The organism is Mycetocola sp. Y444, from assembly GCF_059445295.1.
In genome coordinates this window covers 778,998-803,927 of sequence record NZ_JCAIUB010000001.1, presented here as the reverse complement: position 1 = coordinate 803,927, position 24,930 = coordinate 778,998, and the positions used below count along the sequence as shown (strand labels likewise).

At 65.8% G+C, this 24,930-nt stretch carries 24 protein-coding genes; 4 read left to right on the top strand and 20 right to left on the bottom strand.

The genetic code is table 11. From position 1 onward, the window contains the following. Positions 1-25 precede the first annotated feature (25 nt). A complete protein-coding gene (locus AC1C2M_RS03835) occupies positions 26-511 on the top strand; it encodes an aminoacyl-tRNA deacylase (protein WP_495435322.1) in 486 nt (161 codons plus the stop codon). Between the two features lie 27 nt (positions 512-538). Here AC1C2M_RS03835 and AC1C2M_RS03830 read toward each other — a convergent pair whose 3' ends face one another. From AC1C2M_RS03830 to hrcA, 15 genes are all read right to left on the bottom strand, one after another. Continuing rightward, complete coding sequence (locus tag AC1C2M_RS03830; RefSeq protein WP_483404297.1) at positions 539-679, bottom strand: hypothetical protein; 141 nt, start codon at positions 677-679, stop codon at positions 539-541. Then, positions 676-1,365 carry a DsbA family oxidoreductase gene (locus AC1C2M_RS03825; RefSeq protein ID WP_495435321.1) on the bottom strand — a complete coding sequence of 230 codons (690 nt, stop codon included), beginning with the start codon at positions 1,363-1,365 and terminating at the stop codon, positions 676-678. The genes AC1C2M_RS03830 and AC1C2M_RS03825 overlap by 4 nt, the downstream gene beginning before the upstream one ends. A gap of 798 nt (positions 1,366-2,163) precedes the next feature. After that, on the bottom strand, positions 2,164-2,964 hold the full coding sequence (locus AC1C2M_RS03820; RefSeq protein WP_495435320.1) for an isoprenyl transferase: 801 nt from the start codon (positions 2,962-2,964) through the stop codon (positions 2,164-2,166). A 2-nt stretch (positions 2,965-2,966) separates the two neighbouring features. Further along, on the bottom strand, positions 2,967-3,701 hold the full coding sequence (gene recO, locus AC1C2M_RS03815; RefSeq protein ID WP_483404300.1) for a DNA repair protein RecO: 735 nt from the start codon (positions 3,699-3,701) through the stop codon (positions 2,967-2,969). Between the two features lie 212 nt (positions 3,702-3,913). Beyond that, entirely contained in the window at positions 3,914-5,674 is a 1,761-nt protein-coding gene (gene leuA / locus AC1C2M_RS03810) for a 2-isopropylmalate synthase (protein WP_483404301.1), read from the bottom strand. A 255-nt stretch (positions 5,675-5,929) separates the two neighbouring features. Then, entirely contained in the window at positions 5,930-6,619 is a 690-nt protein-coding gene (locus tag AC1C2M_RS03805) for a response regulator (RefSeq protein WP_483404302.1), read from the bottom strand. Continuing rightward, positions 6,616-7,818, bottom strand: a complete 1,203-nt coding sequence (locus tag AC1C2M_RS03800) for a sensor histidine kinase (protein ID WP_495435319.1) — start codon at positions 7,816-7,818, stop codon at positions 6,616-6,618. The genes AC1C2M_RS03805 and AC1C2M_RS03800 overlap by 4 nt, the downstream gene beginning before the upstream one ends. Positions 7,819-7,903: 85 nt before the next feature. After that, a complete protein-coding gene (gene era / locus AC1C2M_RS03795; RefSeq protein WP_495435318.1) occupies positions 7,904-8,911 on the bottom strand; it encodes a GTPase Era in 1,008 nt (335 codons plus the stop codon). A 2-nt stretch (positions 8,912-8,913) separates the two neighbouring features. Next, positions 8,914-10,212 (bottom strand): hemolysin family protein, encoded by a 1,299-nt coding sequence (locus AC1C2M_RS03790; RefSeq protein ID WP_483404305.1) that lies wholly within the window; start codon positions 10,210-10,212, stop codon positions 8,914-8,916. Positions 10,213-10,215: 3 nt separating this feature from the next. After that, a complete protein-coding gene (ybeY, locus tag AC1C2M_RS03785) occupies positions 10,216-10,677 on the bottom strand; it encodes an rRNA maturation RNase YbeY (protein ID WP_483404306.1) in 462 nt (153 codons plus the stop codon). Then, positions 10,674-11,690: a PhoH family protein gene (locus AC1C2M_RS03780; RefSeq protein ID WP_483404964.1), complete on the bottom strand. Its 1,017-nt coding sequence runs from the start codon at positions 11,688-11,690 to the stop codon at positions 10,674-10,676. Before AC1C2M_RS03780 ends, ybeY begins: the two co-directional genes overlap by 4 nt. 124 nt (positions 11,691-11,814) lie before the next feature. Next, complete coding sequence (locus tag AC1C2M_RS03775; protein ID WP_483404307.1) at positions 11,815-12,165, bottom strand: histidine triad nucleotide-binding protein; 351 nt, start codon at positions 12,163-12,165, stop codon at positions 11,815-11,817. A 47-nt stretch (positions 12,166-12,212) separates the two neighbouring features. Continuing rightward, positions 12,213-12,953 (bottom strand): 16S rRNA (uracil(1498)-N(3))-methyltransferase, encoded by a 741-nt coding sequence (locus AC1C2M_RS03770; protein WP_495435317.1) that lies wholly within the window; start codon positions 12,951-12,953, stop codon positions 12,213-12,215. A gap of 3 nt (positions 12,954-12,956) precedes the next feature. After that, entirely contained in the window at positions 12,957-14,054 is a 1,098-nt protein-coding gene (gene dnaJ, locus AC1C2M_RS03765) for a molecular chaperone DnaJ (RefSeq protein WP_483404309.1), read from the bottom strand. Positions 14,055-14,135: 81 nt separating this feature from the next. Continuing rightward, positions 14,136-15,158 (bottom strand): heat-inducible transcriptional repressor HrcA, encoded by a 1,023-nt coding sequence (hrcA, locus tag AC1C2M_RS03760; protein ID WP_483404310.1) that lies wholly within the window; start codon positions 15,156-15,158, stop codon positions 14,136-14,138. A 268-nt stretch (positions 15,159-15,426) separates the two neighbouring features. On the opposite strand from hrcA, the gene AC1C2M_RS03755 reads away from it, so the two are divergent. Further along, positions 15,427-16,038, top strand: coding sequence for a DUF4870 domain-containing protein (locus tag AC1C2M_RS03755; RefSeq protein ID WP_483404311.1), 612 nt, complete (start codon positions 15,427-15,429; stop codon positions 16,036-16,038). Between the two features lie 12 nt (positions 16,039-16,050). On the opposite strand, the gene hemW is transcribed toward AC1C2M_RS03755, so the two are convergent. The 3 genes from hemW to lepA are packed head-to-tail and all read right to left on the bottom strand — an operon-like array spanning position 16,051 to position 19,811. Next, on the bottom strand, positions 16,051-17,274 hold the full coding sequence (gene hemW / locus AC1C2M_RS03750) for a radical SAM family heme chaperone HemW (protein WP_483404312.1): 1,224 nt from the start codon (positions 17,272-17,274) through the stop codon (positions 16,051-16,053). 29 nt (positions 17,275-17,303) lie between these two features. After that, complete coding sequence (locus tag AC1C2M_RS03745) at positions 17,304-17,957, bottom strand: DUF1990 domain-containing protein (protein WP_495435316.1); 654 nt, start codon at positions 17,955-17,957, stop codon at positions 17,304-17,306. Continuing rightward, positions 17,958-19,811: a translation elongation factor 4 gene (gene lepA, locus AC1C2M_RS03740; protein WP_495435315.1), complete on the bottom strand. Its 1,854-nt coding sequence runs from the start codon at positions 19,809-19,811 to the stop codon at positions 17,958-17,960. Positions 19,812-19,956: 145 nt separating this feature from the next. Between lepA and AC1C2M_RS03735 the strand changes: the two genes are divergently transcribed. Beyond that, positions 19,957-20,697, top strand: a complete 741-nt coding sequence (locus tag AC1C2M_RS03735) for an alpha/beta fold hydrolase (RefSeq protein ID WP_495435314.1) — start codon at positions 19,957-19,959, stop codon at positions 20,695-20,697. A gap of 117 nt (positions 20,698-20,814) precedes the next feature. Then, complete coding sequence (gene rpsT, locus AC1C2M_RS03730) at positions 20,815-21,075, top strand: 30S ribosomal protein S20 (protein WP_108391200.1); 261 nt, start codon at positions 20,815-20,817, stop codon at positions 21,073-21,075. Between the two features lie 151 nt (positions 21,076-21,226). On the opposite strand, the gene holA is transcribed toward rpsT, so the two are convergent. Both holA and AC1C2M_RS03720 read right to left on the bottom strand, forming a co-directional pair. Continuing rightward, positions 21,227-22,267: a DNA polymerase III subunit delta gene (gene holA, locus AC1C2M_RS03725; protein ID WP_495434226.1), complete on the bottom strand. Its 1,041-nt coding sequence runs from the start codon at positions 22,265-22,267 to the stop codon at positions 21,227-21,229. A 46-nt stretch (positions 22,268-22,313) separates the two neighbouring features. Beyond that, positions 22,314-24,512: a ComEC/Rec2 family competence protein gene (locus AC1C2M_RS03720; RefSeq protein ID WP_495435313.1), complete on the bottom strand. Its 2,199-nt coding sequence runs from the start codon at positions 24,510-24,512 to the stop codon at positions 22,314-22,316. Positions 24,513-24,930 lie beyond the last annotated feature (418 nt).

Genomic DNA, 24,930 nt, shown 5'->3' with positions numbered 1-24,930 from the left:
ATTCTCCCAGAAAGCTGGCGAATACATGACCGTCGAGCAGTTGCCGTCAGGATCGGATCGAGTGAGGGCGGATGCCGTCGGTCGTGACCTCGAGGTTGAGATCGTCCCGCGCCCCGACGCATCGAGCCTTGAGGAGGCGGCGGCGCTCCTGGGCATCGAACCTCGTGGCATCGTCAAGACGCTCGTCGTGAAGCGCCACGACGGTGATTTCCTGTTCGCTCTGGTGCCGGGCGGGCGGAAGATCTCGTGGCCCAAGCTGCGCGCCCTCGTCGGCGTGAACAAGCTGTCGCTGCCATCGGCGGACACGGCATTCGACGCGACGGGATACGCCCGCGGCACGATCACACCGCTCGGCAGCACGACCCCGTGGCCCGTGTATCTCGACGAGTCCGTCGCCGGCACTCGCGTCGCTCTCGGCGCCGGAGCGCCGGGGCTGAGCGCGTTCGTGGACGCGGACGCGCTCGCGCGGGCGTTCGACGCCGTGGTGGCAGACATCACCGATCCGGAGTGAGCCGACGGGCGCGACCGCTCGCGGTGGTTAGAGACCCGAGCGAAACGCCTTCTCCACAGCCGAGGTGACCTCGGCGAGGGACGGAATCACGCAGGCGTCGCCCTCGCAGCTGACGGCATCCGTGTCACCAAGCAGGGTCAGGCGTGGCCGTGTGCTGTTCTCACTCATGCTGTCGCTCCTTCATCTTCCATCTGTCGTTCCATCCAGACCTGGTCGAGGATCTGGGCGAAGGCCGCAGCCTCCTGGGCTCCCGAGATGCCGTACTTGCCGTCGATGACGAAGAACGGCACGCCCTGGATGCCGTACTCGTGGCCCTGGGCCTGGTCGGCCCGCACGTCGCCGAGGTACTCGTCGGCGGAGAGCGATCGAACCACATCGTCGCGGTCCAGCCCGATCTCCGCGGCGAGGTCGGCGAGATCTTCGATCCGGCCGACGTGCCTGCCCTCGGTGAAGTACGCCTTGAGCAGACGCTCCTTGGCCTCGAGCTGCTTGCCGTGCGCCTTCGCGTAGTGCAGCAGCTGGTGGGCCTTGACCGTGTTGGTGTGCTTGAGGATGTCGTAGTTGTAGTCGAGGCCCGTCGCCTTGGCGATGCCACTGACGTTGTCGAGCAGGCCGCGAACCTGCTCGGCAGGCATGCCCTTGTGGGTCGAGAGGAATTCAACCTCATCGCCGTCGAAATCGACGGGGGTATCCGGCGCGAGTTCGAAGCTGTGATATTCGACGGTCACCGCGGGTGCGTTGGCGCCAGCCTGTTCGGCGAACGCGGCGGCTCCCGTCTCGAACTTGCGCTTGCCGATGTAGCACCAGGGGCACGCGATGTCTGACCAGATGTCGATCTTGATTGATTCACTCACACTCACGCCAACCGGGGTGCTCGCGGTTGTATTCCCGCCGGCGTATGGCTCGATTAACGGATGCCGTCGCCGTCATCCGTCGCGAATGCACGTTACCCATCCTCCACAGCCACTCAACTGTCGCGAATGCACGTTTTCGTGGGCTGTAACCCGCATTTGCGACAGCTGAAGCCGCGGGGCCCGCCCTTCTGCCACTCAGCTGTCACGAGTGCACGGTTCCGCGGGTCGTAACGTGCATTTGCGACAGTTGAGGCCGCGGCCCATGCGGCGGGCGACGCGACCGACCGGCGGATGCCGTCGCGGACGGCCCAGCGCGGGCATCCGTCACGGCACCACTCAACCGTCCAAAAGCACGTCACCCCTGCTCCGGCACCACTCAACTGTCACGAATGCTCGCTTCCGTCGGTCATAACGTGCGATTGCGACAGTTGAAGCCGCGGGCCCCGCACCCTCTGCCACTCAAATGTCACGAGTGCACGTCACGCGGCGCCTTTACGTGCATTTGCGACAGCTGAAGCCGCGGTGCATGCGGCGGGCGACGCGAACGACCGGCGGATGCCGTCGCGGACGGCCCAGAGCGGGCATCCGCCGCGGCGCCACTCAACCGTCCAAAAGCACGTCACCCCTGCTGCGGCACCACTCAACTGTCACGAATGCACGTTTCCGTCGGTCATAACGTGCGTTTGTGACAGCTGAAGCGGCGGGCCCCCGCCCTTCTGCCACTCAACTGTCGCGAATGCACGGTTCCGCGGGGTGTTACGTGCATTTGCGACCACCGAAGCGGCGCGCGCAGGCCCGTCAGGTTCCGGGCTTGTCGACGGCCCCGCCGAAGCGCCGGTCGCGGTCCACATACAGCCCAACCGCTTCCCACAGGTCCTCGCGGGTGAAGTCCGGCCAGAGCGTGTCGAGGAACACCATCTCGGCATACGCCGACTGCCACAGCATGAAGTTGCTCGTGCGCTGCTCCCCCGAGCTGCGCACGAACAGGTCGACGTCGGGGAGATCCGGCACGTACAGCTGGCGCTGGATCGACTTCTCGGTGATGCCGGACGGCTTGAGGGTGCCCGCAGCGACCTGCTCTGCCAGCTGGCGCATGGCATCCGTGATCTCAGTCCTGCCGCCGTAGTTGACGCACATCGTCAACGTCAGCACGTCGTTGTCCTGCGTGAGCTTCTCGGCGTATTGAAGTTCGTTGATCACGGATGCCCACAGCCTCGGCTTGCGCCCCGCCCAGCGAACACGAACCCCCCACTCGTTGAGCTGGTCACGGCGGCGGTGCAGCACATCGCGGTTGAAGCCCATGAGGAACCGGACCTCGTCGGGTGACCTGCGCCAGTTCTCGGTGGAGAAGGCATACACGGAGAGGTGCTTCACGCCCATCTGGATGGCGCCGGCGACGACGTCGAGCAGCGCCGCCTCCCCCGCCCGGTGGCCCTCGACGCGGGGCAGCCCCTTGCGGTTGGCCCAGCGCCCATTGCCGTCCATGACGATCGCGACGTGCTTCGGGACTGCCGCAGCCGGAACCTGTGGCGGGTAGATACCCGTCCAGTCGAGGGGACGGAACGGAACGGCATCCCTGTGCGTGAATGGCTTGGGCAAAGTTACTGTGCTCGCTCTCGTGACACGTGGACAAGGGATTTCAGACCGCGCTCGAGGTGCCACTGCGTATACGCGGCGACAACACCGCTCGCGCGCGACCGGAGCTGGTCGCCCGAGGCGTCTGCCGCGTCCCAGTCGCCGGTGAGCAGTGCGGCCAGGAGGGTGATGGTGTCTTCGTCGAGTCTCGGGCTGCCGGGCGGGCTGCAGTTGTCACACACGACGCCGCCGAGTTGCACCACCATGTGGCGGTGGGGTCCAGGCGCCTGGCACCTGGCGCAGTCGAAGAAGCTCGGTGCCCAGCCCGCGAGCGACAACGAACGGAGGAGATACGAGTCGAGGATGAGCGTGGCATCGTGGTCGTGGCGCGACAGGGCGCGCAGCGCGCCAACGAGCAGGAGGTACTGCTGGAGGGAGCCCTCTGACTCGGTGAGCTTGTCCGCCGTTTCGACCATCACCGTCGCTGCGGTGTAGCTCGAGTAGTCGGCGGCGATCAGTGCACCGTAGGAGGCGAGGGTCTCGGCCTGGTTGATGACGTCGAGCGTTCTGCCCTCGTAGAGCTGCAGGTCCGCGACCATGAACGGCTCGAGCCGAGCGCCGAACTTGGAGCCGGTGCGTCGAACACCCTTCGCTACCGCGCGAACCTTGCCGCGACCGCGGGTGAGGAGCGTGACGATCCGATCGGCTTCGCCCAGCTTGTGGGTGCGAAGCACGACTCCTTCTTCACGGTAAACGGGCACAGTCCAGTATCTCGCGTCCCGCTGGGCACTCGGTCAGATCGCGGGGCGTGGCATCCGCAATTATCACGCTGCCCGCGAACCGTCGCAGGCAGAGCGGACAGAGAAAGGCCCCGCAGGCGCCTCACGGCGGTGCGGGGCCTTGCTGGCAGTGGCGGGCAGAACCCGCCGAAGCTGGCCGAACCCAGAGAGTCGGCCTAAAGACCGCCCCCGGGTCAGACCCCGGCGAGCTCGCGGTCGGGAGTCGAGGTGCGGATGGCGCGGTTGACCGCTGACACGACGGCCTTGAGCGACGCCGTCGAAATGTCAGCATCGATACCGACGCCCCAGAGCCGGCGGTCGCCGACCTGCAGGTCGACGTAAGCCGCGGCGAGTGCGTCTCCCGACGCGCTCAGTGCGTGCTCGACGTAGTCGTAGAGCGTCACATCGATTCCACGGTCCCGCATCACGGTGAGGAACGCAGCGATCGGCCCATTGCCCGTCGCGGTTGCCTCGGAGACCGTGTCGCGGTCGCGCAGGTCGATGGTGAGCTCGACGGACCCCGCCATGCGGCTCGACGTGCGAGTCGACTGCAGCTCGAACCGGCCCCACTTCTCGGCCTCGGTGTCGCTCGGCAGGTACTCGTCCTGGAAGACTCCCCAGATCGCGTCGCTCGTGAACTCGCCACCCTCTTCGTCGGTCTTCGCCTGGACGACACCGGAGAACTCGATCTGCAGCTTGCGCGGCAGGTCGAGCGCGTGGTCCGTCTTGAGCAGGTAGGCCACTCCGCCCTTGCCCGACTGCGAGTTCACCCGGATGACCGCCTCATAGTTGCGACCGAGATCCTTGGGATCGACCGGGAGGTACGGCACAGCCCACTTGAGCTCGTTGACATCCTTGCCCTGCGCGGCCGCGTCGGCAGCCATCGCCTCGAAGCCCTTCTTGATGGCATCCTGGTGCGACCCGCTGAAAGCGGTGAAGACCAGGTCGCCCGCCCACGGGCTGCGCTCGTGCACCGGGAGCTGGTTGCAGTACTCGGCGGTGCGCTTGACCTCGTCGATGTCGCTGAAGTCGATCTGGGGATCGATGCCCTGCGTGAACAGGTTGATCCCGAGGGCGACAAGGTCGACGTTTCCGGTGCGCTCGCCGTTGCCGAAGAGGCAGCCCTCGATGCGGTCAGCGCCGGCGAGGTAGCCGAGCTCCGCGGCGGCAACGGCTGTGCCGCGGTCGTTGTGCGGGTGGAGCGAGATCAGGACGTTCTCGCGGTGGTTGAGGTGGCGGCCCATCCACTCGATCGAGTCGGCGTAGACGTTCGGACTCGCCATCTCGACGGTCGACGGGAGGTTGATGATCACCTTGCGGTCGGGCGTCGGCTGGAACACCTCGAGCACCTGGTTGCAGACATCGACGGCGTACTCGAGCTCGGTTCCGGTGTAGCTCTCGGGCGAGTACTCGTAGTAGACGGTAGTCTCCGGGATCGACTTCTCCATCTCGCGGCACTTGCGCGCGCCAGCGAGGGCGATATCGATGATGCCCTGCTTGTCCGTGCGGAAAACGACCTCGCGCTGCAACACACTCGTCGAGTTGTAGAGGTGCACGATCGCCTGCTTGGCGCCGGCGATCGACTCGTAGGTACGCTCGATCAGGTGGTCGCGCGCCTGAGTCAGGACCTGGATGGTGACGTCGTCCGGGATCGCGTTCTCGTCGATGAGACTGCGAACGAAGTCGAAGTCCGTCTGGCTCGCGCTCGGGAAACCGACCTCGATCTCCTTGTAGCCCATCTTGACCAGCAGGTCGAACATGATGCGCTTACGTTCGGGACTCATCGGATCGATGAGAGCCTGGTTTCCGTCTCGAAGGTCGACAGCACACCAACGCGGTGCTGCAGTGACGCGCTTGTCGGGCCAGGTGCGGTCGGGAAGGCTGACGTCGAAGGTGTCCTGGTACTGGCTGTACTTGTGGATCGGCATACCCGACGGGGTCTGGTTGTTTTGCATAATCTCTTCTCCTCGCGTGTGATGTTCAGCCAACGATGAACTCCGCGACGAGAGGGCTATGAGCTAAGCCTCGCCGCGGCAGCTAAGAAGGAAGGCACCGAACAACACAGAAACAGGCTAACACCACGGGCGTCGCCCCCGCATCGCTTCTGGGCATTTTGATCCCCGAATGGTGCCTCACACGAAAATCTGCTCGGTTCTGCACTCCGCGCGTGGGGCGGACCCGAGCGAGATGCCAGTCCCCGGCTGCCGCGGTCAGGGCACAGGCGATTCCGGGGTGATGAGTCCGTGCTCGTAGGCGAAGATGACGAGCTGGACCCGGTCACGCAGAGCGAGCTTGCCGAGCACCCTCGAGATGTGGGTCTTCACCGTCGCTTCGCTGAGGAACTCGCCCGCGGCGATCTCGGAGTTGCTCATTCCTCGCGCCGCGAGAGCGAAGATGCCCTTCTCCCTAGCCGTGAGGCTTTCGAACTGGTCGGGTACGGGACGGGTCGGCGAACCCCCACCGAAGTGGCTGAACAGCGCCTGGGTCGCACCGGGCGCGATCACCGCATTTCCGGCGTGCACGGTGCGGATGGCGGCGAGGAGAAAACCGGGATGGGTGTCCTTGAGCAGGAATCCGCTGGCGCCGTTGCGCAGGGCGTGCGCAGCGCCCTCGTCGAGATCGAACGTTGTGAGAACGATGATGCGGGGCGGCACCGTGCCGGCGGCATCCGCTTGTTCGAGGATCGCGATGGTGGACTGGATGCCATCCATCACCGGCATCCTGACGTCCATCAGGATGACATCGGGCTGGGTCTCCCGCGCGAGCGCGAGGGCCGCTCTCCCGTCGCCGGCCTCGCCGACGAACTCGAAGTCGGCTTGCGAGCTGACCAGCATGCGGATGCCGGCACGGAAGAGCTCCTGGTCGTCAACGAGGGCGACACGAATGGTCTCACCGGTCATCGGATTGCTCCCATCTGAGCGAGGTTGGGGACGGGGACATAGGCCGAGACGACGAACCGGGAGTCCTCGGTGCGTTCAGCGGTAAACCAGCCGCCGACGAGGGCGGCGCGCTCGTGCATTCCCGGTAGTCCGTGCCCGACACCGTCCGGCGACGAGGGAACCGGGGCGATGAGGTTGTCCACGCGGACGGCAACTCCCGTGCTCTGCCAATGCAGGTCGACACGCACCGGTTCGCTTCGGTTGCCGTGTCTCAGCGCGTTCGTGAGCGCTTCCTGAAGGATCCGGTAGATCGCGATCTGGTGGCCGGTCGGTAGCGGAGGCTGGGCACCCGAGATATTCACACGCACGTCGAGGCCCGCGCCCCTCATCTGTTCAAACAGAGCGTCGAGGTCGGTGAGCAGTGGCTGGGGGCCATCGCCCTGCCGGTGCCTCAACTCTGCCAGCAGCAACCTCACGTCCCCGAGCGCGCCCCGTGCCGTCTCGGCGATCGTTTCCAGCGTCGAGTCCATGGCCTCCGGGTCACCCTTCTGCGCGTACCGCGCCCCATCTGCCTGCGCGATGACGACCGCGAGGGAATGCGCGACGACGTCGTGCATGTCACGGGCAATCCGGTTGCGCTCCTGCTCAACGACGACGTTCTGCTCCGCCAGCCGCTGCTCCTCCTGCGCCTGTCGACGGCGCACACTCTCCGCCTTCGCCGCCTGCGACGTGCGCACGAGCAGGCCGATCGTCCACGCCAGCGTGAAGACGAAAATGGCGGCGATGGAGCCGAAGACCGAGGCGATGACGACCCCGGGAAAATCCGCCATCTGCGTCAGGTCGTATCCCGTGGAGAAAAAGATAAGCGACGTGTATGTTGCCGCGACCACTCCGCCGACGATCGCCGAGGCGAGCCCGGCCCACCGGACCCAGGTGCCTCCGTAGCACCCTGTCGCGTACAGCACGGCGAGGATCGCCAGGTTCGAGGGAACGGGCTGCATGGCGCCGGTGAGCTGAACGACAACCGCGAGCCAGGCAACGGCAAGCGCGAGGCCGGGCGACAGGCGTCGAAGCGCGAGCGATGCAGTCATGCCGAGTGCGACGATCACGGGCGCCATGCCGTCGCTGAACGGCAGTTCTACCGACGCAACGACGAGTCCGAACAGTGCCGCGACAACGATGTCGACGGTGATTTGCGGCGGCGAGAGACGACGGAACATATCTCCACGCTAGTTCCCGTCGGAGCCGTGACGTGGCTATCCGGTACATCGGGAGGTGAAGATCATCCTCCCGATGTACGAATTGCTAGAACCCGAGGCGTCCGAGGAGCTTGGGGTCCCGCTGCCAGTCCTTCGCGACCTTGACGCGCAGCGACAGGAACACCTGCTTGCCGACGAGCTTCTCGATCGGGATGCGGGCCTGCTGGCCGACATCGCGCAGCCTGGAGCCGCCCTTGCCGATGATGATGGCCTTCTGGCTGTCACGCTCGACGAAGATGTTGGCGTAAATGTCGAGGATGTCCTTGTCCTCACGGTCGATCATGTCGTCGATGGTGACGGCGATCGAGTGCGGCAGCTCATCGTGGACGCCCTCGAGGGAGGCCTCTCGGATGTACTCAGAGATGCGGTCTTCGATGCTCTCGTCGGTGACGGCATCCTCGGGATAGAGAGCCTCCGATGTCGGCATGAGCGCGATCAGCTCCCGGACCAGAATGTCGAGCTGGATGCTGCTTGTCGCTGACACAGGAATGATCAGGTCCCAGTCGCGCAGCTCCTGTACCGCGGCAAGCTGCTCCGCGGTTGTGGGTCGCGGCGCGGCGTCGATCTTGGTGACGATGGCCACCTTCTTTGCCCGGGGGTACTGGTCGAGCTGCTCATTGATGAACTTGTCGCCTGGGCCGATCTTCTCGTTGGCGGGGACGCACAGGGCGATCACATCGACGTCGCTGAGCGTCGACTGCACGAGGTCGTTGAGGCGCTGCCCGAGAAGAGTTCGCGGGCGGTGGATGCCGGGGGTATCGACGATGATGAGCTGGCCGGATTCGTCGTGCAGGATGCCACGGATCGCTTTTCTCGTTGTCTGCGGCTTCGAGCTGGTGATCGCGACTTTCTGCCCGACGAGTGCGTTGGTCAGTGTCGACTTGCCGACGTTGGGCCTGCCGACGAACGAGACGAAGCCCGCGCGGTATCCGTTGTCGGGAAGGATCTCCCGTTCCGGCTGGACGTGCTCCGGCTGCTCCTGCTCCTGCTCCAACTCCTGCTTCTGCTCCTGCTCTGCATCGGGCTGGTCATTCTGCTGATCGTCATGGGTCATGACTACTTCTCCTCTGATTGTTCGAAAGATTCCTGCACGTCCTTGAGAGCTTCTGTTCGCTCCACGAGGATCGTGCTGACGCCCTTGCGGCGCCCTTCTGTGCGCTCGGCGGTGAGCACGAGTCCGTCGGTCTCGACCGCGGAGCCGGCGACCGGCAAGCGGCCGAGCAGTTTCGCGAGCAACCCGCCGACCGAGTCCACCTCGTCGTCGTCGAGTTCGAGGTCGAACAGTTCACCGAGTTCGTCGACGGGAAGCCTGGCGTTGACGCGATACCTGCCGTCGCCGAGGTCCTCGACATCGCGGCTGTCCGCGTCGTACTCGTCGGAGATGTCGCCGACGAGTTCTTCGAGCAGGTCCTCGAGGGTCACCAGGCCGGCGATCCCGCCGTACTCGTCGACGACCATGGCGAGGTGGTTCGACTCGAGTTGCATCTGCTGGAGCAGCGAGTCGGCCTTCTTCGACTCTGGCACGAAGAGCGCCTCGCGGGCGAGGCTCCGTACCGTGACGCTGTTGGCTTTGGCGTCACCCTCGTGAACCAGCCGGACGACATCCTTGAGGTACAGGACCCCGACGACGTCGTCGACCTCGCCGTCGGTGACGGGCACCCGCGATACCCCGGTGCGCAGGAAGAGGCTCATCGCCTGCTGCACGGTCACCGACGCGTCGACGGTGACCATGTCCGTGCGGGGGATCATCACCTCGCGCACTACCGTCTCGTTGAACTCGAAGATGCTGTGGATGAGTTCGCGGTCGTCCTCCTCCAGCACGTCGAGTTCGGTGGCCTCGTCGACCATGCTCAGGAGCTGCTCTTCGCTCGAGAATGACGCGTTTCGAGCGACGCCGGGGGTGACGCGGTTACCGAGCGCGACCAGGGCGTCGGCGAGCGGGCCGAGAAGCACCCGGATGAAGCGCACGAGCGGGCCGGCGAGTCGCAGGATGGCGTCGGCGTGCGTGCGGCCGTAGCTCCGCGGGCTGGCCCCGACGAGCACGAACGAGACGGCAGTCATGATGAGCGCGGACAGGAGCAGGACGAGCCACTGCTCCTCGAGGCTGAACGCGAAGGCCAGTGTGACGAGTACCGCCGCGGTCGTTTCGGCGAGGATACGGATGAAGTTGACGGCGTTGAGGTGCGCGTTCGGGTCATCCGCGATGCCCTGCAGTGCCGCCGAGTGTCGTGAGTGGGAGGCGAGTTCGGCGATGTCCGCGCGTGACTTGACGCCGATCGCGGCATCGACGGATGCCATCAGTCCGCCGAATGCGACGAGGACTATCGCGACGGCTATGAACCAGAAAAGTGTCATGGCCTAGGAACGGCGCTCCTCAATGCTGAAGCCAAGCAGGATGTCACGCTGGATGCCGAACATCTCCCGCTCCTCGTCCGGTTCGGCGTGATCGAATCCGAGCAGGTGCAGGATGCCGTGCGTCGTGAGCAGCAGCAACTCCTGCATTGTCGAGTGCCCGGCCGTCTCAGCCTGCGCCTCTGCGACCTGCGGGCACAACACGATGTCGCCCAACAGTCCGGGCGGAGTAGGCGCATCCTCTGTCCCAGGCCGCAGCTCGTCCATGGGAAAGCTGAGCACGTCGGTTGGACCCGGTTCGTCCATCCACTGCACGTGCAACTGCTCCATGGCCGCTTCGTCGACGAGCACGATGTTGAGGTCGGCCTCGCTCGAGACGTGCATGACACCGAGGGCATAGTCAGCCAACCGGAGAATCACCGACTCATCGACGGGAATCGCTGATTCGTTGTTGATCTCGATACTCACGAGCTGGTTCCTCTTCTCTTGGCACGGTCGCGGGGTGTTGATCCCCTGCGGTCGGCCCGGTTGGCAAATTCCTGAGCCTGGCCACGCTCGAAGCGTTCGGCCTGCTTCACCTGGTCGTACTCGCTGTAGGCGTCGACGATCCGGCCGACCAGTGTGTGCCGGACGACGTCATCGCTGGTGAGGCGCGCGAAGTGGATGTCGTCGATGCCGTCGAGCACCCGGGTGACCAGGCGGAGCCCGGAGGCACCGACCGGGAGGTCGACCTGGGTGATGTCGCCGGTGACGATCATCTTGGAGCCGAAGCCCAACCGCGTAAGGAACATCTTCATCTGCTCCGGCGTGGTGTTCTGGGCCTCATCGAGGACGATGAACGCGTTGTTCAGCGTGCGGCCGCGCATGTAGGCCAGCGGCGCCACCTCGACGGTGCCGGCGGCCAGGAGCTTGGGGACCAGTTCCGGGTCCATCATCTCGTTGAGCGCGTCGTACAGCGGGCGCAGGTACGGATCGATCTTGTCGGTGAGGGTCCCTGGGAGGAAGCCGAGCCGCTCCCCCGCCTCGACGGCCGGCCGGGTGAGGATGATGCGTTCGACTTCCTTGCGCTGAAGGGCCTGCACGGCCTTCGCCATGGCGAGGTAGGTCTTTCCGGTTCCGGCTGGGCCGATCCCGAACACAATGGTGTTCTCGTCGACGGCGTCGACGTACTCCTTTTGCCCCAGGGTCTTGGGCCTGATCGTCTTGCCGCGCGAGGTCAGTATCGCCTGGCCGAGCAGCTCAGAGGGACGGCCAGACGCGTCGTCGAGAATCCGGGCGGACGAGCGCACCTCGAGCGGGTCGAGGTCCTGGCCCTGCTTCACCAGCTCGATGAGCTCCTGGATCAGTGTTCGCGCTGCCTGCACCTGCTGGGGGTCGCCGGACAGGTTGATCTCGTTGCCGCGGACGTGCAGCGATACACCGGGGTACTGGGTCTCGATCGTGGTGAGCAAACGATCCTGTGCACCGAGGAGCCTGACCATGGCGACGCCGTCGACGTGGAGGCTTGCTTCGGACGATTCGGATGCCGACGGCGCCGCTGCGTCGCGGTCCTGGGCCGCCCGGTTGGGCGTCACCGGCTCGCTCGAGCCGGAAAGGTCGTCAGAATCAGGCAAGTGTTCCCTCTCCAAGAGTCCCCGCGAGGACGTGTGCGTGAACATGAAAAACTGTTTGACCGGCCGAAGGACCGGTGTTGAAGACGAGGCGGAATTCTCCGCCAGCGCGCTCGTTCGCGAGTTGCTGGGCGAGAGCCACCATCTCGGCCATCAGGCCGGGGTCGCCCGCGGCGAGCTCTGCCACGTTCCGGTAACTCTCCGTCTTCGGAACGACGAGCAGGTGGACGGGTGCCTGCGGTGCGATGTCCTCGATGGCGATCAGGGAATCGGTCTCCGCGACGATCGTTGCCGGGATCTCGCGCGCGATGATGCGGCTGAAAATGCTTCGCTCAGTATCGGACATGGTTCTATCCTACGAACCGGGAGCCGGTTGTGGACCGGCTTGACAGGTCACCAGCGGCCGAGAGCAACGTTGAGGACGGCGAGTGCCGCCGGGCCGGCGGACGACGTTCGCAGAACTGTGTCTCCGAGCCGCACCGCCCGGGCTCCCGCAGTGGTCAGAGCGGCGAGTTCTTCCTTGCTGATTCCGCCCTCGGGCCCGACGACGAGAACAATGTCCCCACCGGATCCGTCGGACGCAGGGTCGAAGTCGGAGAGCTTGTCTGTTGCGGTCGGCTCGAGCAGGAGGACGCGGTGCTCAGCCGCCACCGAGGCCAGTGCCGCCGTGCTGACGATCTCGTCAACGGACGGGACGAACGAACGGATGCTCTGCTTCGACGCTTCGCGGACGATGGTTTCCCAGCGCGCCCTGCCCTTCTCTTTCTTCTGCCCTTCCCACCGGGAGACACTGCGTGCCGCGGCCCACGGGATGATCCGCGAGACGCCCAGCTCTGTTGCCGCCTGGATCGCCAGTTCGTCGCGGTCACCCTTGGCGAGTGCCTGCACGAGAACCAGGCCAGGGGCCACCGGCGCGTCCTCCCGAACGGAGGAGACACGAACGCCCACCCGGCCGGCCTCGATGGTCTCGATGACACCCCAGGCGAGCAGCCCCCTGCCGTTGCCGACGAGAAGGTCGTCGCCGACCTTCGCCCGACTCACCGTCGTCACGTGCTTCGCCTCGGGACCGGAGAGCTCGATGAGCTCTCCGGCCCGCGATTCAGAGAGCGCCTCGTTCAGGTAAAGGTTGGCCACGCGCTAGCCCAGGAACTTATCGCGAAGCTTCGAGAACAGGCCCTGCTGGAAGTGACCCAGCTGGGTGTCCTGCTGCTTGCGCCCGGCCGCGAAGGCCTTGATGAGTTCCTTCTCTCGGTGGTCGAGTTTGGTCGGCGTGACGACCTGGATGCCGATGCGCAGGTCACCCCTGCCGTTACCGCGCAGTTTCGTCACACCGCGGCCCTTGATGGTGAGGACCTCGGAGCTCTGGATTCCCGGCTTGAGATCGAGATCGACATCACCGTCGAGCGCGTGGATTGTGGTCTCCACGCCGAGGATGGCATCCGTCATCTGCACGTCGAGCGTGCAGAGCAGGTCATCACCGTTGCGGCTGAAGATCTCGTGGTTGCGGACCTTGATCTCGAGGTACAGGTCACCGTGGGGTCCACCGGCCTGGCCGATTTCTCCGCTGCCCGGCATCTGCAGCCGCAGTCCGGTGTCGACACCGGCTGGGATGTCGACGGGCACCGTGCGGCGGGCGCGAACCCGGCCCTGGCCCTGGCAGGTGACGCACGGCGAAACGATGATCGTTCCGTAGCCGCGGCAGCTTCCGCAGGGGCTCGACGTCATCACGTTGCCGAGGAGCGAGCGAACGGCGCGCTGGATCTGGCCGGAGCCGTGGCAGATGTCGCAGGTGATGGGAGAGGTTCCCGGCTGGCAGCACGAGCCCTGGCAGGTCTCACACAGCACTGCAGTGTCGACCTCGAGGTCGCGGTGCGTGCCGAAGATGACCTCGTCGAGGTCGATCTCCACGCGGAGCAGCGCGTCCTGGCCGCGTTCGCGGCGGGACTTGGGGCCGCGCTGCTGGGTTTGGCCGCCGAAGAAGGTGTCGAAGATGTCGCCGAAGCCGCCGAAGCCACCGGCCGCTCCCTGGCCGGAGCCGCCCATGTCGTACTGCTGGCGCTGCTTGGCGTCGCTGAGCACGTCGTAGGCGTGCGTGACCTGCTTGAACCGCTCAGAGGCATCCGCCCCGGGATTGACGTCGGGGTGCAATTCTCGTGCGAGCCTGCGGTAAGCCTTTTTGATCTCGTCGGTTGTCGCCTCGCGGGACACTCCGAGTACTTCGTAGTGGTCAGCCACTCATGGCCTTTCGTTGTCTGGGAAGCACATGTGCTCGACGAGCTTCCTGGGTATTTCGCGCCGAGCCGCGCGCAAGTGTGACTAGTTGTCGCCGATCTGGCGAGAGAGGTAGCGGGCTACCGCGCGAACGGCGGCAAGGTTGTTCGAATAGTCCATTCTCGTCGGTCCGAGGACCCCGAGCCTGGCAAGTTCGCCAGCAGAGGAACGATAGTTGCTTGTGATGATCGACGTCTCACCGAGTCCGAAGGACGCGTTCTCACGGCCGATGCTCGCCGAGACGCCGTTGGCATCCGTGTCCATCTCGCTGAACAGCCGAAGGAGAACCACCTGCTGTTCCAGTGCCTCGAGGACCGGGTAGATGCTCCCGGAGAAGTCGTCTTCGGTTCTGGCGAGGTTTGCGGCGCCAGCCATGATCAGCTTGTCGTGGCGGTACTCGCCGAACTGCTCAGCGAGCGCGGACGTGATCCGCGCCATCAGTTCCTTGTCGAGCTGCGGGCTCGACTCGACGAGCGAGTCGAGCGTCGACGACGCCTCCTCGACCGGGAGTCCGACGAGCGACGAGTTCACGCGGGTCTTGATGGACTCGAGCAGTTCCTGTTCCACAGGATCGCGGATCTCCACGACCCTCTGCTCGACACGACCGGTGTCCGTGATCAGCACGGTCAGCAGCCGGTGATCGCTCAGAGCCACGATCTCGACGTGCCTGACCGTCGCACGGGCAAACGACGGGTACTGCACGATCGCGACCTGGTTGGTGATCTGCGAGAGCAGCCTGACCGTGCGGACGAGCACATCATCGAGGTCGACTGACTGGCCGAGGAACGCCTCAATCGCCTGCTTCTGGGCTGCGGACAACGGCCGCCGCTCAACGAGCTGATCGACGAAGAGCCGGTAACCCTTGTCTGTCGGGATCCGCCCTGACGACGTATGGGGCGCACTGATGAGGTCTTCCTCTTCGAGCTGGGCCATGTCGTTGCGAATGGTGGCGGCACTCACACCGAAAGAGTGACGATCGACGATCCCCTTCGAACCGACGGGCTCACGGCTTGCGACGTAATCCTCGACGATCACGCGAAGCACTTCGAGGCTTCGTTCGGAGACCATGTCCGTCTTCTCCTTCGCTGGTTTCGGGCGTTGATTCTGGGCGTTGATTGTGGGCACTGACTCGCGGATGCCGCACGCGGAGTTGGCGTTGGCACTCCATACTCCTGAGTGCTAATTCTAGCGCGGAGACACGCCGCGTCGTAATTGCGCTCAGCGTTGCCTGTATGGGGGCAACGGCAGTACCGTTGGGTACCACAAGGCGCACACCCCCGCGGACGTTCGTCGACGCGGCTGATACCCAGCGTCCCCCTCATCGAAAGGCCATGCCATGACCGACCCCAACACGCCTTCCCAGCCCGATCCGTCACACGGACAGGGCCAGGACGGCGGACAGGTGCCACCCAGCTACCAGGGAGGGCCGGTTCCACCGCAGCAGCCATACGGTGCACCGCAGCAGCCCCCGTACGGCGCACCGCAGCAGCCGCCATACGGCGCACCACAGCAGCCATACGGCCAGCAGCAGTACGGCCAGCAGCAGTATGGGCAGCAGCAGTACGGCGGCCCCACCCCGCTGACGCAGGCCGATGACAAGCTGTGGGCGTCGCTCGCTCACTTCGGCGGCGCGCTCGGAGCCTTCCTCGGCGCGGGAACCGCCGGGTGGATCGCCCCGCTGGTGATCTACCTGGTCTTCAAGGACCGCGGACCTTTCGCTCGCCAGGAAGCCAAGGAAGCGCTGAACTTCCAGCTCACCGTGACGATCTTCGTCATCGGCCTGTACATCCTCGGCGCGCTGCTCACGGTCGTGCTTATCGGGCTGCTGCTGTTCCCCGCCGCCTGGATCGTCGGCGTGCTCGGCATCATCTTCGGCATCATCGGCGGTGTGAAGGTCAACAACGGTGAGGCATACCGCTACTTCTTCGCGTTCCGCATGGTGAAGTAGCCCACCCACTCGTCAGGCGGTCAGCCGCCGAACGACAACGTCGGCCAGGAGCCGCCCCCGCAGGGTCAACTCGATTGTCCCGGCGAGGGCGGCTCTGGCGTTAACCAGGTCGTCGGCGATCAGGCCGGCCACGGCGACCCGGGCCTCGCTCGGGAGCGACCGCACGGCGATGCCCTCACGGATCCGGGCCCCGAGGAGAACACGCTCGAGCTCGCGGGCCTCCGGATCGAGCGTTTCCCTGCCTACCGCGGGAGACACGCCCTCGGCGATCCGGCCGGCGTACGCCGCAGGATGCTTGACGTTCCACCAGCGCACCCCGCCGACGTGGCTGTGTGCGCCAGGCCCGATCCCCCACCAGTCCTGGCTCTGCCAGTAGGCGAGGTTGTGCCGTGAGCGCGATGACGGCGAGGTCGACCAGTTGCTGACCTCGTACCAGGAGAAACCCGCGTCGGCCAGCCGGGAGTCGATCAACTCGTACATGTCGGCCTGGAGATCCTCGTCCGGCAGCGCGAGGAGTCCTGACCTGATCTGCCTGGCCAGCTTGGTTCCCTGCTCGACGATCAGCGAATACGCCGAGATGTGATCCGGCTGCGTCGCGAGCGCGGCATCCACTGACACGCTCCAGTCGTCGATGGTCTCACCGGGAGTGCCGTAAATCAGGTCGACGCTCACCTGGAGGCCGGCCTCTTTGGCCCAGTCGACCACGAGGGGTACGCGCTCGGGGTCGTGGGTCCGCTCCAGGGTGGCGAGCACCCGCGGAACCGCTGACTGCATGCCGAACGACACACGAGTGAACCCTGCGTCGGCGAGCTGGCGGAGGTACTCGGCATCGACAGAGTCAGGGTTCGCTTCGGTCGTGATCTCTGCGCCAGGCGCAATGCCGTGGTGAGCGCGAACAGCATTCAGCATGCGTACGAGGTCGGCGGCCGGGAGCAGGGTCGGCGTTCCGCCGCCGAAGAACACGGTGCTCACCTCGCGGCGTGGAACGCCGGAGTCCCGAAGAACCCGTGCGGCGAACGCGACCTCGGCGGCCGCCTCGTCGGCGTAGTCGGACTGTTTGGCGCCGCGCAGCTCCGTCGCGGTGTAGGTGTTGAAGTCGCAGTAACCACAGCGCACGCGGCAGAACGGCACGTGGAGGTAGAACGCGAGCGACCGCGACTGAGCGCCGTCAGCAACGGATGCCGGAAGGCATCCGTCTGGCGGAGCGGGATCACCGAGCGGAAGCGGGCCGGCCATCAGTGTGCCCCGGGTGTGTGACGAATCACCTAGCTGGCCGGGCCTGTCCACAACGGCGAGAGTGCGCGGAGGTACGCGGTCGTCAGTCGTTTGTGGCGCAGGGCCATCAGCGGCCGGAGGATCCGGTAACGCAGTGCGAGCGGCCGTTTGAACGACCGGACCTGGAACCAGACCGAGTCGTCCTCGCGGCGTTCGATGCGGAACGCATCTTCACCGCTCACGCGCTTGCCACCGACGGTTCCGTATGCGAACGCGACGACGTTGGGCTCGTCGATGAGGTAGACAACCCTGATCTGCTCATCGACCGTGAACGAGCCGATCCTGCCGTGCAACCGGGCGGTGGTGCCCGACGTGATGTACGGCGTTCCGTCAGCGCCGAATCGCTGCTCGGTGGAGACATGGATCGCTTCGAGCGGCGAGCCGTCTTCGGCGTAGCGGATTCCGCCGTAGCTCTCACCCGAGCTGGCCTGGACGTCGTCGACGCGAAGGCCGGCGCCGCGCTGCACAGCCCAGGTCAGAAGCGAGGTGGACGCCGCCTCAAACCGTTCAGCTCCGCTGCCCAGACGAATGGATGCCTCGTAGGGCACGAATCCCTGCGGCGGGTACTGCATGAGGTCGTGCGCCTGGGTGGCGCCGACCGCGGCGTAGTCGACGGGCTGGTCTTGAAAGTTACTCCGGCGCACTTACTTCTTTTCTTTCGCGACCTCGGTGTCACCGCTCAGTGCGGCGATGAACGCTTCCTGAGGCACTTCGACACGACCGACCATTTTCATCCGCTTCTTGCCCTCTTTCTGCTTTTCGAGGAGCTTGCGCTTGCGGCTGATGTCTCCGCCGTAGCACTTGGCGAGAACATCCTTGCGCATGGCCCTGACCGACTCCCTCGCAATGATACGAGCGCCGATGGCGGCCTGGATAGGCACCTCGAACTGCTGGCGAGGGATGAGCTTCTTCAGCCGTTCGGCCATCAGCAAGCCGTAGGCGTACGCCTTGTCACGGTGCACGATGGCGCTGAACGCGTCGACCTGCTCGCCCTGCAACAGGATGTCGACCTTCACGAGGTCTGCGGTCTGAGAACCGGACGGCTCGTAGTCCAGCGACGCGTACCCCTGCGTGCGGCTCTTGAGGTGATCGAAGAAGTCGAACACGATCTCACCGAGCGGCATCGTGTAGCGCAGTTCAACGCGGTCTTCTCCGAAGTACTCCATGCCGAGGAGCGAACCCCGTCGGCCCTGGCACAGCTCCATGATCGTGCCGACATAGTCCTTCGGCGCGAGGATGCCGACCTTCACCATCGGTTCCTCAACCGAGACGATCTTCCCGCTGGGGAACTCACTCGGGTTGGTGACGGTCACGGTCTTCTTGTCGTCGGTCGTCACTTCGTAGGTCACGCTCGGCGCCGTAGCGATGAGGTCGAGGTTGAACTCGCGCTCGAGGCGCTCGGTGACGATCTCGAGGTGCAGCAGGCCGAGGAAGCCGCAGCGGAAGCCGAAGCCGAGAGCGACGGATGTCTCCGGTTCGTAGTTGAGCGACGCATCGGAGAGCTTGAGCTTGTCGAGAGCGTCACGGAGAACCGGGTAGTCACTGCCGTCGATCGGGTACAGACCCGAGAAGACCATGGGCTTGGGATCGGTGTAGCCGGGAAGCGGGTTTGTGGACGGCTTCAGCGCGGTGGTGACCGTGTCACCGACCTTCGACTGGCGGACGTCCTTCACACCGGTGATGAGGTAGCCGACCTCGCCGACGCCGAGTCCCTGGGTAGGAACGGGCTCGGGTGAGCTGACGCCGATCTCCAGCAGTTCGTGGACGGCGCGCGTCGACATCATCTGGATGCGTTCGCGCGGGCTGAGGTGCCCGTCGATCATTCGCACGTAGGTGATGACGCCGCGGTAGGTGTCGTAGACGGAGTCGAAGATCATGGCGCGGGTCGGAGCGTTCGGGTCACCGACGGGGTGCGGGATCCGCGCGACGACACGGTCGAGCAGCTCTTCGACGCCGACACCGGTCTTGCCTGACACCTTGAGCACGTCATCGGGCGAGCCGCCGATGAGGTTCGCGATTTCCTTGGCGTACTTGTCGGGGTCAGCGGCCGGAAGGTCGATCTTGTTGAGGACCGGAATGATCTCGAGGTCGTTCTCCATCGCGAGGTACAGGTTCGCAAGCGTCTGTGCTTCGATGCCCTGTGCGGCGTCGACGAGCAGAATGGCACCCTCGCACGCGGCGAGAGAACGGGACACCTCGTAGGTGAAGTCGACGTGGCCGGGAGTGTCGATCATGTTGAGTGCGTAGGCCTGGCCGTCAACCTCCCACGGCATCCGCACTGCCTGGCTCTTAATGGTGATGCCGCGCTCGCGCTCGATGTCCATGCGGTCCAGGTACTGGGCTCGCATGTCACGGTCGCTCACAGCGCCGGTGACCGACAGCATCCGGTCTGCCAGCGTCGACTTGCCGTGGTCGATGTGCGCGATGATGCAGAAGTTGCGGATGAACGACGGGTCGGTAGCGGCAGGCTCGAGTGCCTTCGCAGCTTTGGGGCTCACGCGTTCCTCAGTGTCTCGTTGTGGAGTGGACTAACTCCCTATTGTCCCATGCCCCGGCCTCGCGTCGAGCCGCGACCGCGACGAAGCTCCCCGGCCGAGGTGTCAGCCTCTGGCATCGCCATTCGGGAGGGTGCAGGATGTGGGAATGGCCGCGTCCCCTCCGATCGTCCTCGTCCATGGCATCCGTACGTCCGGAACCATGTGGCGCGCGCAGGTCGAACAGTTGCGCGCCTCGGGGTTCGAGGTGACCGCGATCGACCTGCCCGGTCACGGCACACGCATGGCAGAGCCTTTCAGCATCGAGGCCGCCCACGCCGCCATCGACGACGCCATTGACGCGTTTGGGCGGCCGGCGCTCCTCGTCGGGTTGTCGCTCGGAGGCTATATCGCCATCGACTACGCAGGAAGCCACCCCGACCGGGTTGCCGGGCTGGTCGCGGCGAGCTGCCTCACCCTCCCCCGTGGGCCGGGCCTCTGGGGTTACCGGGCGCTTGCCCGGCTCATCCACCGCCTGCCCGACCGCGGCGCGTGGCTCAACGACACGATGGCACGGCTGTTCCTCCCGCCAGCGGGGTTCGCCGACATGGCCGCCGGCGGCGTGGCGCTCGACGTCATGGATACCGCCCTCGGGGCGGTCGGCCGGCTCGACCCGATCGGAAGCCTCGCCCGCTACCCGGGTCCTGTGTGGTTCGTCACGGGGAGCCTCGACCATTTCCGGCTCAACCAGAGAGCGTTCGCTGCCGCCAAGCCGCAGGCATCCGTCGTCGTCATCCGCGGGGCCACCCACCTCGTGAGCCTCATCAAACCGGAGGATTTCACGCGGGCGATCACGGATGCCGCTGCGACGCTGGGCGCGCAACCGTCGGAGATTTCCGGTAACAGCTGACGACTGGTAGAGTGACGTGTTGACTTGCGTGTGGATTACTCCGCACGATTTTCGTCGGAATGCGCCCTCTCTCGCTGACCGGCACTTCCATTCAGAACACAACGAAAGCGTATAAACGTGGCAAATATTAAGTCGCAGATCAAGCGAATCGGAACCAACAAGAAGGCAACCGAGCGCAACAAGGCGGTCAAGAGCCAGCTCCGTACCGTCGTGCGCCAGGCCCGCGAAGCCATCGTTGCCGGTGACAAAGTCAAGGCTGAGGCAACCGTGAAGGCCGCCGCCAAGAAGCTTGACAAGGCCGTGAGCAAGGGCGTCATCCACAAGAACCAGGCTGCGAACCGCAAGTCGGCTCTCGCCAAGAAGGTCGCGTCGCTCTAAGCGTCCCTCCGCTTCGGTCCAGGGTTTCGACCCGGTCCAATAGAAAAGGCCCCGCTTCGGCGGGGCCTTTTCTATTGGCTTCGGTCCGCGCTTCTATCGTCGGGGTCGACGCGGGCGGGGTCAGCGCTGGTGGGGTCAGCGCTGGTGGGGGTCAGCGCGGCAACCGGCCGCGTCCGGAAACGGTGTGCACCATGCGCTCGAGCGCGTAGACCGGGTCGCGGCCCTCGCCTTTGACGCCGGCGTCGGTGTCTGCGAGCACCTGAAGGCACCTGCCGAGGCCCTCGTCGGTCCAGCCGGAGAGATCGCGGCGTGCGCGGTCGACCTGCCACGGTGCGAGTCCGAACTGACGGGCGAGGTCAGCGGACGAACCACGACCGCCCTGAATCTTCGCCATGGTGCGCAGTTTGCTCGCGAAAGCAGCGACGATCGGCACGGGATCTGCGCCGGAGGCAAGCGCGTGCCGCAGCCCGACGAGCGCCTCGGCGTAACGGCCCGCGATCGCGGCGTCTGCCACCGCGAACGCGTTGGTCTCGACCCGGCCGCCGTAATAGCGGGTCACCGTCGCCTCGGTGACCTCCGATCCACTGTCGGCAATGAGCTGGGCGCACGCGCCTGCGAGTTCGGCCAGGTCATCCGAGAACGCGGCGACGATCGCCCGCAGCGCTGCCGGGCGGATGGACTTGCCCGCTGCCTTGAACTCGGCCGCGGCGAAGTCGAACTTGTCGGTGTCTTTTTTCAGCTCGGCGCAGACCACCTCGATGGCATTCGCCTTGTTGGCACGAACGGCATCGAGAAGCTTCTTTCCCCGCACCCCTCCCCCGTGCCTGAGTACGACGTAGGCACCCTCGGCGGGCGATTCCAGGTATGAGAGCGCGTCGAGAAGAAACGCGTCTGAGCATTTCTCGACGTTCGAAACGCGAATGAGCCGCGGCTCGCCGAAGAGTGACGGACTGGCGAGGGTGATCAGTTCACCGGGCGCGTAGCTATCTGCCTGGATGTCGTTGATCTCCAGGCTCGGGTCTTCGGCCTTGAGGAAGTCCCGGAGGATCCTCGTCGCACGCTCCGCCAGGAAACCCTGGGTCCCCGAAACGAGGACGACGGGCGCCGGGCGGACCTGGCTCCAGCTCAGCTGGGGAATCGCGACCTTCGTCGCCGTTCGAGCGGATGACCCGCCTCGTGCAGCTGCCACAATTCACCGTCCTCAATCACTCCAAGCTTACCCGCGCGCACCGACAGACTCAGTGGCAGCCGGGCTCCCCGCGCTCGGTCCAGACCGTAAGGGTGTCGCCAGACGGCGCGACGACGACGAGGCCGCACTCATCGGTGCGCAAAAGCGCGGTGCCCGCTGCCCGCAACATACCCAGGAGCGTCGGGGCCGGATGGCCGTAGTCGTTGTCAGCACCGACGGAGACCAGCCCGACCCTCGCGGCGATCACCCGGTACAGCCGCCCGCTCTGGTCGGCTGACCCGTGGTGGGCAACCTTGACGAGGTCAACGGTGCCGCGAACAGTCCGCGTCGCGAGCAATGCCTCCTGCGCGCTCTCCGACAGGTCGCCGAGTAACAGCGACCGGATGCCGTCACCGTCGAATTCCAGGACCACACTTCCGTCGTTTCCCGAGGGCGGCTGCCTGGTTGCGCCCGGAGGCCAGAGCACCTGCCAGTCGAGAGCGCCGAGCCTGCCGGAGTCGCCGGCCGCCACCTCGATGACCGTCGCCCCTCCCTCTGTGAGGTCGCGGAGCATCCGTTCGTCTGCCGCGTTCTCGGGCGGTGGCGTGAGAACCCTGTCGCTTCGGGACATCACTGCGGCGAGGCCTCCGACGTGGTCGAGGTCGAAGTGGCTCAGAACCAGCAGGTCGATCCGACCAATGCCGAGCCGGTCGAGGCAGCGCCCGAGAGACGCGGGATCCGGTCCGGTGTCGACGAGAGCCGTGGCTCCCCCGCTGCGGATCACGACGGCGTCGCCCTGACCAATGTCGCACGCTGCGTAACTCCACTCCCGCGGGAGCGCCAGCTGTGGTCCAACCCGATCGGCCAGCAGAGCGCCGGCGTATGCGCCCCCGACGACGACCAGCAGTGCGGCCAGCGCTGTGGCGGCGATCCGTTTCTTCCGCGCCACGGCGATCATCGCCCCGATCAGCACAACGGTGACCGCCACGAGTGCGAGGGCACCGCCGACCCCGGTCAGCCACGGCACACGTGACGCGGGAAGCGACGACACCGTCGTTGCGATCCCGGCGATCCACGACGCGGGCACCCAGCCGAGCCAGAGCGCCAGCCAGGACAGCGGCGGCAGGATGCCAGCGCACAGGCACGCGAGCAAGCCGAGCAGGGTCGCCAGTGGCGCCGCGGGGGCAGCAAGCAGGTTGGCCGGTACGCCGTAGAGAGGCAGAGACGCGTCGAGGGTGATGACCACCGGCTGGCAGGCGAGCTGCGCGGCGAGCGGTATGGCGATGCCAGCGGCCACGGGTCGGGGCAGCCACGTCGAGAGGAACACGGCAATCGGCCGCGTGAGCGTCAGGAGTCCAGCGGTCGCGAGCACAGAGAGCACGAACCCGTAGCTCCGTGAGATCCATGGGTCGCTGATCACGATCACGACCACGACGAGGCTGAGCACGGGCAAACCCGCTGCCGGCCGACCGCCGCCGAGCGACAACAGCACCGCGACGGCCATGAGCGCCGCCCGGACGACGCTCGGCTCGGGCGTCACGAGGATCACGAACAAGCCAAGCCCCACGAGTCCCCCGCCGATCCTGAGCCACCGTGGCGCGCCAACGCCGGACAGGACAAGGACGATCACGGCGACGATCACGACACAGTTCGCGCCCGATACCGCGGTGAGGTGACTCAGCGAACTGGTCATCATGTCACTGTCAAGATCCTCTGACACCCCCGTGGTGTCGCCGATCGCGAGCCCTGGCAGGAGTTCTCCCCCACGACCGGGCAACTGCCCGGCTTGCTCGGCAAATGCTGCGCGCATGCCCGGCGCCCAACTCAACCAGGCGGGCGGCGGGGTCACCGGCGCGACCGCACCACGGGCGAAGATCAGCGCTGCCGCCTGCTCTCCCGGCTCCGTCCATCTGGCCTGCCCGACCAGCGACACTCGCTCACCGATCGAGGTCAGTCCGTTCGACCCCGCCTCCGCGAACACGACGACGGGAACCGCCACCGACGCCGTCCGACCTCCCGCCGTCAGTTCGGTCACCGTCCCCCGGATCCGTTGTTCCGTTCGACGCTGTGCACCGGTCTGGGTCGACCGGTCCCACGGGGTCGCCGAATTTCGACTCTGCAGTTCCGTCTTGTCGGTTACCGTGAGAGTGACGCTGACTGGCCGTCCGGAGTCGATGGCGTCGCTCAACAGGGGCGGCGAGCGTGATGCGTCGCGGACGGCGATGACGGATGCCACGAGCGCAACACCGAGGAGAGCGACCGCGAGCAACCCCAGCCAGCTCCTTGCCTCGGCCAGCCGTCGTCCTCCGATCCGTCGGCACGCCCGCGGAGGCCGCCGGCGAGGTGCGCGACTTTGACCGCATCGTTGCTGCCGCGCTACGAGCCCGATACAAAGCAGAGTGAGCAGCATCCCGGCTGCTGCGACACCATCGGCGGCTGCGGGAACGCCGACCATCACGGCGGCCCCAATCCACGTTGCCGCTGCGGGCAGGACGAGCCGGTGCTCAGAGGCCAGCACTGTCATCATGGCTACACGACAGGGTCATGCCGTCCAGCCAACCTGCTCTCGGAACCGGTGGCTCGGGCGCGACCTCACTGTGCACAACCGTTGAACACGCCGCCGTGTGAAGGAACCCGCCTCGCCTGTCCACAGCCCTTCGCCCTTCCGCCGCAGCAGAAGGAACTTC

Bases quoted from the DNA above. Each gene is read 5' to 3' on its own strand.
- AC1C2M_RS03835 (WP_495435322.1), top strand. From the start codon at position 26: ATGACCGTCGAGCAGTTGCCGTCAGGATCGGATCGAGTGAGGGCGGAT.
- AC1C2M_RS03830 (WP_483404297.1), bottom strand. From the start codon at position 679: ATGAGTGAGAACAGCACACGGCCACGCCTGACCCTGCTTGGTGACACG.
- leuA (WP_483404301.1), bottom strand. From the start codon at position 5,674: ATGCAAAACAACCAGACCCCGTCGGGTATGCCGATCCACAAGTACAGC.
- AC1C2M_RS03805 (WP_483404302.1), bottom strand. From the start codon at position 6,619: ATGACCGGTGAGACCATTCGTGTCGCCCTCGTTGACGACCAGGAGCTC.
- AC1C2M_RS03800 (WP_495435319.1), bottom strand. From the start codon at position 7,818: ATGTTCCGTCGTCTCTCGCCGCCGCAAATCACCGTCGACATCGTTGTC.
- era (WP_495435318.1), bottom strand. From the start codon at position 8,911: ATGACCCATGACGATCAGCAGAATGACCAGCCCGATGCAGAGCAGGAG.
- AC1C2M_RS03790 (WP_483404305.1), bottom strand. From the start codon at position 10,212: ATGACACTTTTCTGGTTCATAGCCGTCGCGATAGTCCTCGTCGCATTC.
- AC1C2M_RS03780 (WP_483404964.1), bottom strand. From the start codon at position 11,690: ATGGTCAGGCTCCTCGGTGCACAGGATCGTTTGCTCACCACGATCGAG.
- AC1C2M_RS03775 (WP_483404307.1), bottom strand. From the start codon at position 12,165: ATGTCCGATACTGAGCGAAGCATTTTCAGCCGCATCATCGCGCGCGAG.
- hrcA (WP_483404310.1), bottom strand. From the start codon at position 15,158: ATGGTCTCCGAACGAAGCCTCGAAGTGCTTCGCGTGATCGTCGAGGAT.
- AC1C2M_RS03755 (WP_483404311.1), top strand. From the start codon at position 15,427: ATGACCGACCCCAACACGCCTTCCCAGCCCGATCCGTCACACGGACAG.
- hemW (WP_483404312.1), bottom strand. From the start codon at position 17,274: ATGGCCGGCCCGCTTCCGCTCGGTGATCCCGCTCCGCCAGACGGATGC.
- AC1C2M_RS03735 (WP_495435314.1), top strand. From the start codon at position 19,957: ATGGCCGCGTCCCCTCCGATCGTCCTCGTCCATGGCATCCGTACGTCC.